We start from the raw sequence: 13,749 nt of genomic DNA, 5'->3' as shown, positions 1-13,749 counted from the left end.
CTTTATTTGATGAAGGAACGATAGATTTCTCCTAAGAGACCTTGCATTTGATGGACGCCTGTATCGGTGTTAGTCATGGCAACAAAGCCTGTGTCTAGGTGGGGATAGGCCACTAGCATACATTGATAGCCAACACCCCAGCCAAGCGAGGATATTTCAAGCTGCTCACCAGCACCATCCAGAAATACACCAAGGCCCATCCATTCCTTACAGCCCTGAGGACGAATTAGCTCATGGATTGAAGCTAAACCAAGTGTACCTTTACCCTTTAAAGCCTGCATTACCTCTTGTAATAATTTTGCTAGATCTGACGGTGTTGTCCATAATCCACAAGCTGCATCATACGGGTAAATAGGGTATCTCTGTGCTGTTACGGTGCCATCTTTATGATGACCACTTGCTGTATTGGCGGTTGGAACTGCGGAAGAAAAAAAGCTATTTGTCATGGCTAGTGGTTGAAAAATCAGGTCTGTCATGAGTGTCGAAAAATTTGAGCCTATTATATCCTCAATTAGCAATTGAACAATGCAAAAGCCAGCATCGGAATAATGAAATTCTTGCTCAGCCTCAAATTTACTATCAATTGGTATGGGACAATAAGGAGTTGTCCCTTTTAATAAGTCAACCATCGAAGGCCTCTGCCATAGTGAATGTAAGGGAGAGAAGCTGTCTTTAGGGTCAATAATCCCCGCCTGATGACTTAACAAATGTCGTAATGTAACCTTTTTTGCCTGAGTGTAGCTATTATCTGGCATCTTCCAGGATGTGAGCTTTTGATTAATATCCTCATCTAAATCCACCATACCTTGCTCGACCAGCTTCATCACTAAAATGCCTGTAAGTAGTTTACTGATTGAACAGGCATTGAAGATGGTTTCGGTATTGACTCTGTTAGTTTTCCCAACCTCTAAAAGACCAAAGCAATCTGCTTGCTGAAGCTCACCATCCTTTATATAAGCAATGCTGAGGCCAGTTATTTGTTGAAGCAACATTTGCTCATGTATTGTCATGAATTAAGATCTCCTTATTTTTCCTTCATCATACCATAATTGGGAACCTATGTTCTCGAAAAACTATCGTTATGTAAGATGAAATTTATTGTATAATAAAGGAATTATTTCAAAGGTACATATTTAAGGAGGGGTTCAATGACAAAAACGTTTCCACAAAAAATACATATTATTGGGTCGGTTGGCAGTGGAAAAACGACATTGGCGAGGAAATTATCTAAAACCTTGCAAATTCCTTATTATGAGCTTGATAATGTGGCATGGATTCGAAAGGAATCAGGGGATATACCAAGAACAGATGAAGAAAAAAAGGAGCACTTACAAACCATTCTCCAAACGAACACTTGGATTATAGAAGGGATACATCAAGAAGAGTGGGTTATTGATAGCTTCCAACAAGCGGATTGCATTATCTTTCTCGATACCCCTTATAAAATTCGGATCTTTCGTATTATAAAAAGATTTATGAAACAAAAAATGGGCATCGAAAAAGCCCATTATCAACCAACTTTTTCGATTTTCTTTAAAATGTTTCGTTGGAATAAACGCTTTGAAAGGGTAGGAAAACCTAAATTCTTTAAACAGCAACAGGCTGTATTGGCTAAACTTTTAATGATTCAGCGCAAAAAGGATTTAGATTCCTATTTTCGACAATTCTAAAGCGTATCCCGATGTCAGGATACGCTTGTTTTTAGGCATTTTTCTTTGTCCGTGTTGTCCGTTTTCTTGTAGCTGGCTTTTTCGTTTTTTCTAATGAAGCCTGTAGTGCTGTCATTAAATCCGTGACATTTTCAGGGATTGGACGTTGTTTATCACTTGTAGCGATTGTATTTGTAGCTTTCTTTTCTTCAATTAGTTCTAATAAAGCATTGCGGTAATCGTCTGTATATTTTTCAGGGTTAAATGTAGTTGTTAGTTGTTCCACTAGCATAAGCGCTGTATCAAGCTCCTTTTGTACTACATCCTGTTCACTTGGAATGTTTGGAACATCGCCAATACTCCTTACCTCATCTGGATAGTGAATTGTTTCCATTACGAGGGCATTTTGATAAACACGCACGATGGCAAGTTGCTCTTTAGAACGGATAATGATTTTAGCAATGCCAATTTTCCCTGATTGTTCTAATGTTTTTCGTAACAATGAATAGGCTTTGGCACCCGTCGAATCGGGTGATAAAAAATAGGTGCGTTCAAAATAAATCGGATCGATTTCAGTTAATTGCACAAAATCAATAATTTCCACAGCCTTATCTTCATTTTCCTTACGCAAGTTTTCTAAATCCTCTGGATCCAACACAACAAATTTATTTTTGGCATATTCATAAGCCTTCACGATATCTTCATCTTTTACCTCTTGGTTACAGCCCTCACAAACCTTTTTATAGCTAATCGGCGTATGGCAGTCTTTGTGAAGCTGGCGCAATTTGACATCCTTATTTTCAGTAGCAGCATGTAGTTTCACAGGAATATTGACCAGTCCAAAGGAAATACTGCCTTTCCACACTGTATGCATTGTTGTCACCTCGTTTTTCTTACTATGATGTATTTTGAGGTTTTTTATGTATCTTAAAATGAAATCTTCAAACACTGAATATAAAAAGCAAAGTAGGTATTGCGAAAATGAAACCAATGCTTTTATCGGAAACAAACGATATTCCTAGTGGAGATGAATGGCTATTTGAAACGAAATATGATGGTTTTCGCTGCTTATTCGTTTGGGATGAGGAGCCGCAGCTCATTAGTAGAAATGGCCGAAATTTAAATCACCTATTTCCAGAAATTTTCGCTTTTTGTCAACAAATACATGCATCGATTCAAACATTTTTACCTCTAGCCTTGGATGGGGAGTTAGTTTACTTACGCAATCATTATAAAAGTGATTTTGCCGTTGTTCAAAAGAGAGGGAGAATGCAAAATCAAGACGTGATTCAGGAACATGCTAATTCATTTCCTTTTCACTATCTAGCATTTGATGTTTTAACCCTTAAAGGAGAACCTATCCAAAACCGCTATTTAAAGACGCGGAAAGAACAATTGGTCAAGCTTGCTACGAAGTTCAATTGGCCAAGCGTGGACTATGAGAATCCAACGCCTATCCAAATCATACATGGTAGTGAGGAGCATGAGAGCTTATGGCAATCCATCAAGCTTTACAATGGAGAAGGCATTGTTGCTAAGAAGAAAACAAGTAAATGGCTTGAAAACATACGATCAAAACATTGGTTAAAGATAAAAAATTGGCGTTATGTCACAGTCATTGTCACCCAATATGACCATAGCAATAGCTATTTCCATGGTGCGATTTATGAGGACAATCAATTACGAGAAGTTGTTACGTTTAAGCATGGTATGACAGAGGAAGAGCATCAAACACTTGTCAAATTCTTTCAGACTAATGGACTGCGTAAGAAGGAGCGATGGCAACTTGAGCCTTCTATTTGTGTTGACATTGCCTGTATTGATTTTGATGGTAGTAAGCTTCGGGAACCTAGATTTCATGCCTTTCGATTAGATTTGTTACCTGAGGAGTGTCATTGGCAGCACATGCAACGCCAATTGTATCCTATCCCTGACTCCGTTGCTATCACACATCCAGACAAGCCTGTATGGCCAAAAATGGGTATTACAAAGGATCAATACTTGTTCTATTTGCAAAATATATCGTCCTATTTATTGCCTTTTCTAAAGGACCGCCCTCTAACGCTAATACGCTATCCACATGGTGTTCCAGGTGAAAGTTTTTATCAAAAAAGTAGACCTGAAAAAATGCCTGATTTTGTGGCAACAGCCGTGATGGATGACATCGATTATATCGTGTGTAATAACTTGGAAACCTTATTGTGGCTTGGAAATCAGCTGGCATTAGAGCTCCACATTCCATTTCAAACACATCGTTCTCCATACCCGACAGAAATTGTTTTCGATTTAGATCCTCCCTCAGCACAAGATTTTTCATTAGCCGTTTCAGGAGCACTTGATTTAAAGAACATTATCGATTATTTTCAGCTACAATCCTTTGTCAAAACATCAGGTGGAAAAGGTTTACAGCTATATATTCCTTTACCCGCAAATACATTTACTTATGAAGAGGTACGTATATTTACAGAATTTGTTTGTCGCTTTTTATGTGAGCAAAAGCCCAATTTATATACAATTGAGCGTTTAAAGAAGAATCGACATGAAAAATTATATTTAGATTATGTCCAGCATGCAGAGGGCAAGACCATCATTGCCCCGTATTCCACTCGAGGCAATGAAATGGGTTTAGTAGCAACACCGCTTCTCTGGGAGGAGGTCAATGAAAACCTTACACCAGAGCTTTTTACGATTCCTTTTGTCATGGAGCGCATGAAAAAAATGAGCAATCCCTTTCAATCTTTTCGTGAAGTAGGGGAGCAACAAGATTTTCAAGCTGTTCTAGATCGTTTAAAGGTTTAAAGACAGTAAGCTTTAGAGCACTTTCATAAAAAAGAGAGCGGATTTTCCAAAAAAAGATCGCTTCGACCAATACTAAAAGCAAAACTAAAAAAGAGGTGTTCCAAAGTCATTGGAGACACCTCTTTTCCTATTTGAGTGGAATCTGTGCATTTACTTTTTCTAGGTAATCCAGTATTCCCATTGCGGACACAATAGTATCAAATGGGATGGTTTGATAGACAGGATGATCTGAAAGAATGCCGTTTTCCTGTAGATAGTTGAATAAAAGCTCCTTTAAGCGTGCATCTAAGTAGTGAACTTGTTCCTGGAACTGGCTTGATGCTGCTTGTGCTTTTCTGCCTTCTTCTAAAAAGAGCGGTGTCCAATAGCGCACCTGGCGATAGGCTTCTGCTGGATTTTTATAAGCTCCGTAGTGGCCGAAGTATAATTCACTTGCTTGTAGCTTTTCGTACAATTTTATGGATTGTTCCATTGTTTCAGGGTCGTATTGATTTGGAGAGGTGGACGGAATGATTAAATCAATTGCTTCCCCATCCATTTCTGGATAGCGAACACCCGTCGTATCTCCTACAAACAAGCCATTTGTAGCGGAATAAAGCATTGAAACATGATGCTTAGCATGCCCCTCAGTATGATAAAACGTTAAATGATGTTGACCTAATTGTAAACGCTGTTCGTGATGAACTTCAATAATTTTTGCAGCGTCAATAGGCACAATTGGATCAAAGAGACGGTCAAATTCAGCGCCATAAACCCCTTTTGCACTGCGGATAAGACGACTTGGATCAATCATGTGGGCTGCGCCACGTGGATGAACCACTAATTTAGCATTGGGACAGCTTTGCAAAAATAATCCTGCTCCGCCTGCATGATCTAAATGAATATGTGTCACGATGACATAGTCTATATCCTCTACTGCAATATTTAATTCTTGTAACCCTTCCATAATATAAGGTACGGATGGACTGGCCGAAGTTTCGATAAGAGCTATCTTTTCATCGATTAATAGATAGGAGCTTGTTCGCTGCTCTCGACCTAAATCATGTGTATCGATACAGTAGAAATTTGGTGCGATTTGTTGGACGCTAGTCAATTCAATTTCCCCCTTTTATTTCAAAAATAAGCTGATTCTGCTTATAAATGCAATATTTAGCTACAAAAAGTAGTTGTTATACTATATAATAATAGAAAATTAAACTGAATGTCTATTCATTTTTTTAGGGGGATAGTAATGGAGCATAAAATTCGTTATGATACACGAAAAGTTCATCGTGTAAATTTGGCTATTATCTCAATTTTGGCCATTTTAATATGTGGACCAATGATTCTATCAAAGGGCTTGCATTTTTTATTTATTGGGCTTGCTGTCATTGCCTTGGCAGTATGTAATTATTTTTTACCTATTAAAACGTATGTCAAAGGCTTTATTTTTGGCCTCATTCCATCAAGTGTTGTGTTTACACTATTTTTGCTTGATAGCTTTTCATTAAATAAACATTATATTTTACTGTGCACAGTGGCCATCATTGCTCTGTATTTTAAAAAAGAATTGATTGTCTTCTTTGGGATTCTAACAAATCTTAGTTTTTTCATTTTATATTTGGTCAACTCGTCATCATTGTTAGGGCCATTCGATGACACCATTGTCTTTGTGACACTTTTGGCGATTATGAATGGGGTTATCATTGCCTTTTATTTGCTGGCAAAATGGGGGAATGAACTGATTCAACATGCAGAAATGCAGCAAAATGAAGTACAAGCATCCTTCAATCAATTACAAAATACGTTTCAGGAAATTGAAAAGAGCAGTCAGGCATTAGACATGCATGTCACGCAATTCCAACAAACCATGCAGAGGATTTCTGGCTCTAGTAAGCAAATTTTAGTAGCGACAGAGGATATTTCTGCAAGTATTCAGCAGGAGGTATCTAGTTTACAAATGATTCATGGCACTATGGGCGACTCGGTTCATTTTGTCAATAAAACTTTGACGATCTCAAAGGATACGGTCGCTAAATCTACTGAGCTACAGCAAGAAGTATTAGCGGGATGGGATAAAATGCAGGATGCAATGACTCAAATGAGCGTTATGAGTCATGCAATGGCCTCAACTGCGGAAACTGTCAACGAGCTACAACATAGCCTACAAACAGTGGATAGTCTTTTAAAGGGGATTACCCATATTGCAGAACAGACTAATTTATTGGCATTAAATGCTGCGATAGAAGCGGCTAGAGCGGGGGAGCATGGTAAAGGATTTGCGATTGTTGCAGATGAAGTACGTAAGCTAGCAGAGGAAAGCGCTGCTATTACTGTCAGCATTACCAATGTGACGAAAACCTTGTTTGAAAAATCAACAGAGGCTCATCAACGCTCTGATGACGGTGAAAAGGCGCTACAGTATGGAGAACAGCTTTTACAGGATGTCAGTCATTTCTTTAATAGTTTAAAGGATTCTTTTACGGAAACGAATACAGATTTAACAAGAGGGATGCATGAATTAAGCAGTGCCATCTCACAATTCGAGGTAATCCAAATGCAAATTGAAAAACTGAATCACATGACGGAGCAAAATGCAGCTTCTACTGGTGAGATTCTACACTCAGTGGAGGACGAAAATCAGCTTCTAGTAAGCATGACAGATACAACGAACCACATTCAGGCTTTAAGCAACACATTAAAGTCATTAGTAATGGCAAAGGGATGAGCGAACCATTGATATTGAAATAAATGGTAGGTTAAAATAAGAATAGGATTATCCCTCCTAGATAGAGGGTATATAGATTGTATTCATCTGCATTGTTTTATCCATACCTGTTTATGGTTACTGTATTGCTGTTGTATAACTTAAAAAGGAGGATTGATTCCATGAACATTCGTAGTGTACAGAGTTCAGATTATTATACTTTATCCCCATTAATTAATGAGTGGTGGGGCGGTAGGAATATGTCAGATAAGCTGCCTAAATTATTTTTTGATCACTTTACAAATACGAGCCTTATTATGGAGAAGGATGGCGAAATCATTGGCTTCCTCATTGGCTTTTTATCGCAATCCAAGACAAATGAAGCGTTCATCCATTTTGTTGGGGTCCATCCTGATTACAGAAAACAGAATATTGCAAAAAGATTATATGATGTATTCTTTCATGTGGTGAAGCAGTACCATCGAAATATTGTGAAATGTGTCACGTCACCTATTAATGAAGTATCCATCGCTTTCCACACGAATCTGGGCTTTAGAATGGAAAAAGGTGACAAGGTGATAGAAAATATATCCATTCATAGTAATTATGGTGGCGAAAATCAAGATCGCGTGTTGTTTTATAAAATTCTACCGTAATTTACTTTAGCTATTTGGCATATAGTCCCGAATAAGGGGGCTATATATGTTTATTAAAAAGTTATTTACATTATGGTTTCTTCTTTTAATCATTGTTTGTGGTGCATTTTTCTTTTTTGCAAATGCACCTATTCAATATGCTGAAAAAACAAATATTCCAATGTCACAACCTAGTAATGATGAATTATTGCGTTATATTCAGCAATATCAATTTTTAATCAGTGAGGTTTCTCATGCATTGCGCAAAGAAGCTTATAGCTTTCAATTAGATTATGGAATTTTACCCAATAGCAAAATAGAACTTCTTGTGTCATTACCCGACAAGGTCGATCGCAAGGCCAAGCAACATATAGAAGAAACCATATTGGACGTTATCAAAGCTAATGAATTAAACCCCATCTCTTTTCAAATAACGTTAAAAAATCTCTATGAGCCAGCAGCAGCGATTTCAACTCGGCTTAGTTATAATGATGTCATGGCCAATTTATTTGAGGCGATGTTTGCACAAAATTTTGGCGCCTTCAGCGTTGACCATAGTATGACATCTGAGGAGATTCAAGTAAGGATTAATTTAACAGATGAGAAAAATGACAAGGCTAAAAAGAAGGCTCAACAGTTAGCGGAAGATACGATAAAGCAGCATCAATTTGATGTAGAAGCCTTTTCTATTGATGTTCAAAATCAGATTAAAATTTTAGATTAGAAAATTATCACGAATTTTGTTTGGTATGAATTCAGATTAGATGAAGAGGGGAATACATACTCTACATGTGGCAAATTCTTCGCGTTTTGATTTCTAAAAACGGAGCAGACCTTTATTAATAATCCATCGAAAGCGTCCCAAATATACTGGGGGTAAAAACAATGAGTAAAACGCAACAAAAAATAGCAATCATTACAGGTGCAAGCCACCCACAAGATATTGGAACAGCTATTTGTAGAAGATTAGCTGGGGATGGTGTCAATATTTTTTTTACACACTGGCATGCTGATCTTAATTGGATAGGAGAATTCAAACAGGAGATTTTGAGCAAGGGTGTTTCTTGTGAAGAAATGTCGATTGATTTATCGCAATCCCAATCCCCAAAAACGATACTCCAAACGGTTGACGAAAAACTAGGCGTACCTTCCATTTTAATAAATAACGCTGCCCATTCAGCACAAGATGGTTATCTAGCGTTAGATGCTCAAACATTAGACGATCATTACGCGGTGAATATGAGGTCAACCTTACTCCTTTGTGTGGAATTTGCGCGTCTTTTTGAAAAAGCTAATTTTATCTCAGGGAGAATCATTAATATGACATCTGGTCAAGAGTTAGGTCCTATGATGGGAGAACTAGCCTATGTAGCAACGAAAGGGGCCATTTCAGCCTTTACTAGATCATTAGCACAGGAGCTAGCACCATTGGGCATTACCGTAAATGCTGTCAATCCAGGGCCAACAGATTCTACATGGATGAACGATGCTATTAGAGGCTATCTATTACCTAAATTTCCAATGGGGCGGATTGGGACACCAGAGGATGTGGCCAAATTGATTAGCTTTCTCGCTAGCGAGGAGGCTACCTGGATCACTGGACAAATAATCCACTCGGAGGGCGGATTTCTGCGAGGATAATTGAGATCAAAGTCTTGCTATGATTTGTGGCAAGGCTTTTTTACTTGCTTAAAAAAAGGGTCACTTCCGGATTGGAAATGACCAAGATTGGTTAGGTGTGTTCGTTGGAGGAAAAAATCTTAAAGAACAGATACACTACTATTTTATTCGGTTAATATAATAATTTCTAGGTTTTGAACCAGTGACTGAGTTTCTTCCTAAGGGCTTTATTTTTTCCCCTAATCAACACTTTTATCTTCCTCCTACTTATCTACAGTAAGGCAAAAAGGTTGCTGTAGACCCACTCGATGTTGGGTTGTTATGATGGTAATGTACGTAAGTGGGAGGTAAGTGAATTGGAAGCAGAAAGATATAATAATCTTAAATTAGGTGAACGTGGTGCCATTATCAGTATTATTGTATATATAATTTTATCCATCATAAAAGTTGGCATTGGTTACATGAGTGGTTCAGAGGCTTTAAAGGCAGATGGATTGAATAATACGACAGATATTATTGCCTCTATTGCAGTACTTATTGGACTAAAGCTTTCACAAAAACCAGCAGATCATGATCATCGCTATGGTCATTGGAAAAGTGAAACCATTGCCTCAATGGTCGCTTCATTTATTATGATGGCCGTGGGTATTCAAGTATTAGTTGGTGCTTTTTCTTCTATTTTTCAAGGTGGAAAGGAATCGCCAGATATGATTGCAGCCTATGTAGGGTTAGGATCAGCTTTGGTGATGTATTTTGTCTATCGTTACAACAAACAATTGGCTGAAAAAGTCAATAGTAAAGCCGTTATGGCTGCAGCGAAAGATAATTTGTCAGATGCTTGGGTAAGTATTGGAACAGCTGTAGGAATTTTAGGGTCACAACTGCATATGCCGTGGTTAGATACAGTAACTGCGATTGTCGTAGGTTTCATCATTTGTAAAACAGCTTGGGAGATTTTTAAGGAAGCTTCTCATGAACTATCGGATGGATTTGATGAGAAAATTCTTCAAACATACAAAGAGATTATTTTAAAAATAGATGGTGTTAAGGGATTGAAGGAAATCAGAGGAAGAAATTATGGTAATAACGAGGTTATTGATGTGGTTATACTAGTAGATGCCAAGTTGGATATTACGAAAGCTCACGATGTTGCTTCTGTTGTTGAAAAAAATATGGTGGAAGAGCAAGGGGTTTATGAAGTACATGTCCATGTGGAGCCTAAAGAAGCATAGGGCAATTGAGTCCTAAAATGTAATATTCAGCTTCAAAAAAATATGAGGTAAGGAATATCGCTAACAATTGCCTCTAGCTATTTATAGCTGCGGGTTATCGTCAAACTGTTGGGCTAAAGGCTGACGGCACGATGTTAGCTGTGAGCAGCAATAATGAAGGCCAAGGTAATGTAGTTTCCAACTCCTCAATAAATAATCTATAGCTTCTTAATGGTGGTGAAATGACTAATTTTAACCTTGTAAATAGGTGGTACGTGTAGGTTTTAGCTTTCATTGATAAAAAAATTCACTTTACACTGGACTAATACGATTTTTTATCATATACTGTATGTAATAGAATCTTTCTTAAAAGAAATAATAAATTCACATATTACAAAGAGTAATCGTGTTTTGTTAGTTACTTTTTGTAATATGTGAATTTTTTTCTTTGGAAGTAGTATGATTTTATTTAATAACATTATTGGAGGTCATTTAAATGACACAAGGTACAGTAAAATGGTTTAACGCAGAAAAAGGTTTCGGTTTCATCGAAGTAGAAGGCGGACAAGACGTATTCGCTCACTTCTCAGCTATCCAAGGTGAAGGTTTCAAATCACTTGAAGAAGGTCAAAAAGTTGAATTCACAGTTGAAGAAGGTCAACGCGGACCACAAGCTGCTAACATCGTAAAACTTTAATTTTTCTTAAATGAATATTTTCAATAGACAAAGTCGATTTTTCGACTTTGTCTATTTTTTTATGATAAATTGTTTCTCAACACATCCTAAATCAAATAGTATTGATCCGAATAAATCGTTGTACTAAAGTGTTCGACACACAATTTTATTATTAGGATGATGTTCAGTGTAAATAGATGCCCAGTATAATTAATTTTGAGCAGCAAAACATAACAAAAGCTTAGCGTTTTTTTCGCTGTGATTTATGGAGAGTGTTCCTTCTTAAGGGAATCAACAGGGGAAATAATAGGTTAAATAATATTCTAAGTATATGTTAATCAAAAATATTTAATTTAGTTTCTTTAAAGCATTTGAACAGACTATGAAGTCAAAAACTAAATACTTAAAGTGAACTTAGAACATTATCATAACAAGGGATAGATCTTTGATTTTAAATGCTGGATGAGATTATACTATTTAGTTTAATTACTGATAAAGTACATAGATAACCATACCAGTAGTGATTTGGAATATCCCCCAAAATAGTAATAGACATACCTTTTTTTATATAATAACCTATTTAGGTAGGATCTTTTAAAAAACGGTGCTAGGGGGATTAGTGAGTGAAAAGAATGTTTACTTTTATTGTTATTCTAATTTTATTAAATACACTTAATTTGAGTGTTGCTAATGCAGCAGAAGAAGAGAAAGCAATAAAAATAGAAAAAGAAATTCATATTAACGGAAAAGCCATTCAAAAGGTATTTGCAGATAAAAATACAAATCAGATTTACTATATTGAGAAAAACTTCAACAATTGGGAAGAGATTGTAGCATTGAATATGGAGGGAAAAGAACTTTGGCGTTATAAACCTACAAGATATCTAGATTATGACCTAGAGTTACTCGGTAATGGTAATATTGCTATTCGTGCACATTATGCAAGTAAAATATATACAGATGGATTTAATATAGGAGGTTCAAAAGTTGCTATGCTAACCTCTAATGGAGAAGTCCAATGGGAAGTAGATAGTGACAAAGTAATTAAAAAAATTAGAATTGATGAAAACGAAAACATCCTTGCTTATAATTCAAATGATGTTTATATCGTTAATAAAAACAATAAATTACTGGACACTATATATTCAGGTATTAATAAAGGAACGACTAACTATAAACGAATACAAGATGCAAACTTTTACAATGGTTTTGTAAGAATTATGGTGGATGGTTCGGATGGTTATGAATTGGTTGATGTGGATTTAAATGGGGAAACAATAAAGACAAGTAATATTGCTAATTTTCATCTTATTGATAATGCTATTATAAGTCCATTTGGAGAAATAATTTTAAATGTTCGTTTCCAAGGAGCTGTAGTGATTGATGAACATGCAAACATCCTTGCGGAAACACGTTCTCTAGGAAGTTTAGATAATTATATATTTGATAATAACGGAATAATGATGCATTTTAAAAACACGAATAATAAATTCGATGATTTCATTTATTATGATATGATTAATAAATCAATCAGTAAATTTTCGTATAGCAAATTAGATTCTAATAGCAAATTATTAGAATTAAATAATGGAATTGTTATAGATCAAAATAAGAATGTATTTTTAACTATCAAAAATAAATTGTTAATATTAAATAGTTCTGGCGATAAATTAGCTACCTATGAGAATAAAACAACTTCAAATATCTATGTTGGTTCAAAATTAGATGAAAATAGGCTAATTTTATATACTGATACCTCACTTTATATAGTTAATATGTCTCTTAAAGAATCAACAAACGAATGGTTAATTTGGGCAGAGAAAGAAAAAGTAGATATTAATAAAAATTGGACGATTTCATTTACACAACCTGTTAATCCTAAGAACATTAAAGATTATATTTATGTTGCCTTTGACGAAAAAGGAAATAACATCATAAACGTAAAAAAAGAAATTAGCCCTGATGGAAAATCAATTATTATTAGTCCTTATGGTAGTTGGCTTAGTAATACAGAGTATTTTTTATTTATATCAGAAGATATCGAATCAATTTATAATCAAAGATTGAATCAAAATATTCGTATGAAATTCGACACCTACTAGTTTAAAAATAATTAAGAAAGCCTGTTCACAGAGTAGTATTTGAAGACTCTATTGGACCAGTAAAAGTTCATACATAATTTGACGGGTTTTAGCAATATTTAATTTCTGACATGACAGGTACAAATCTGTCATGTCCTACCTTATTAAGTAGCCTACATTAAAAAGTTACTGTAAGTTTGAAATTATATGATTATTATTTTGTTCCAATAACTTGTTTGAGAATGCCCTAATTAAATATAAACTAGTAAGTATTACGAAAAAAATATTATTCTGAGGACTGTCATTATGACCAGTCCTTTTTCTTTTATCATTCCTCGTAGAAGAGAATCGATTTTGTAGGGTTTGGTTGATATAACATTCTCTTTGTGTAA

Annotated in this window: 12 protein-coding genes; 9 read left to right on the top strand and 3 right to left on the bottom strand. The window is 35.8% G+C overall.

Translation table 11 applies throughout. From position 1 onward, the window contains the following. Positions 1-2: 2 nt before the first annotated feature. Positions 3-1,010 (bottom strand): serine hydrolase domain-containing protein, encoded by a 1,008-nt coding sequence (locus CD31_RS06735; RefSeq protein WP_036076399.1) that lies wholly within the window; start codon positions 1,008-1,010, stop codon positions 3-5. Between the two features lie 138 nt (positions 1,011-1,148). Between CD31_RS06735 and CD31_RS06730 the strand changes: the two genes are divergently transcribed. After that, a complete protein-coding gene (locus CD31_RS06730) occupies positions 1,149-1,670 on the top strand; it encodes an AAA family ATPase (protein ID WP_036076398.1) in 522 nt (173 codons plus the stop codon). Positions 1,671-1,701: 31 nt separating this feature from the next. Here CD31_RS06730 and ku read toward each other — a convergent pair whose 3' ends face one another. Beyond that, positions 1,702-2,523, bottom strand: a complete 822-nt coding sequence (gene ku, locus CD31_RS06725; RefSeq protein WP_016992188.1) for a non-homologous end joining protein Ku — start codon at positions 2,521-2,523, stop codon at positions 1,702-1,704. A gap of 107 nt (positions 2,524-2,630) precedes the next feature. Here ku and CD31_RS06720 point away from each other — a divergent pair, with 107 nt between their 5' ends. Beyond that, positions 2,631-4,448 carry a DNA ligase D gene (locus CD31_RS06720; protein ID WP_036076397.1) on the top strand — a complete coding sequence of 606 codons (1,818 nt, stop codon included), beginning with the start codon at positions 2,631-2,633 and terminating at the stop codon, positions 4,446-4,448. Between the two features lie 127 nt (positions 4,449-4,575). Here the strand turns inward: CD31_RS06720 and CD31_RS06715 are convergent, their stop codons facing one another. Further along, complete coding sequence (locus tag CD31_RS06715; protein ID WP_036076396.1) at positions 4,576-5,541, bottom strand: MBL fold metallo-hydrolase; 966 nt, start codon at positions 5,539-5,541, stop codon at positions 4,576-4,578. 138 nt (positions 5,542-5,679) lie between these two features. Here CD31_RS06715 and CD31_RS06710 point away from each other — a divergent pair, with 138 nt between their 5' ends. The 7 genes from CD31_RS06710 to CD31_RS06680 all read left to right on the top strand — a co-directional run bounded on the left by CD31_RS06710 (position 5,680) and on the right by CD31_RS06680 (position 13,378). Next, a complete protein-coding gene (locus CD31_RS06710) occupies positions 5,680-7,155 on the top strand; it encodes a methyl-accepting chemotaxis protein (protein WP_036076395.1) in 1,476 nt (491 codons plus the stop codon). Between the two features lie 161 nt (positions 7,156-7,316). Then, positions 7,317-7,790, top strand: a complete 474-nt coding sequence (locus CD31_RS06705) for a GNAT family N-acetyltransferase (protein WP_036076394.1) — start codon at positions 7,317-7,319, stop codon at positions 7,788-7,790. A 46-nt stretch (positions 7,791-7,836) separates the two neighbouring features. Then, positions 7,837-8,493: a hypothetical protein gene (locus CD31_RS06700; RefSeq protein WP_036076393.1), complete on the top strand. Its 657-nt coding sequence runs from the start codon at positions 7,837-7,839 to the stop codon at positions 8,491-8,493. 161 nt (positions 8,494-8,654) lie between these two features. After that, positions 8,655-9,410: an SDR family oxidoreductase gene (locus tag CD31_RS06695; protein WP_036076392.1), complete on the top strand. Its 756-nt coding sequence runs from the start codon at positions 8,655-8,657 to the stop codon at positions 9,408-9,410. Positions 9,411-9,745: 335 nt separating this feature from the next. Then, complete coding sequence (locus CD31_RS06690) at positions 9,746-10,621, top strand: cation diffusion facilitator family transporter (protein ID WP_036076391.1); 876 nt, start codon at positions 9,746-9,748, stop codon at positions 10,619-10,621. Positions 10,622-11,096: 475 nt separating this feature from the next. Further along, positions 11,097-11,297 (top strand): cold-shock protein, encoded by a 201-nt coding sequence (locus tag CD31_RS06685; protein ID WP_004225195.1) that lies wholly within the window; start codon positions 11,097-11,099, stop codon positions 11,295-11,297. 611 nt (positions 11,298-11,908) lie between these two features. After that, complete coding sequence (locus tag CD31_RS06680; protein WP_244905066.1) at positions 11,909-13,378, top strand: Ig-like domain-containing domain; 1,470 nt, start codon at positions 11,909-11,911, stop codon at positions 13,376-13,378. The last annotated feature ends 371 nt before the right edge of the window (positions 13,379-13,749 follow it).

This window comes from Lysinibacillus boronitolerans JCM 21713 = 10a = NBRC 103108, assembly GCF_000772935.1.
Classification (GTDB): domain Bacteria; phylum Bacillota; class Bacilli; order Bacillales_A; family Planococcaceae; genus Lysinibacillus; species Lysinibacillus boronitolerans.
This window is presented reverse-complemented; position numbering and strand designations above follow the sequence as displayed.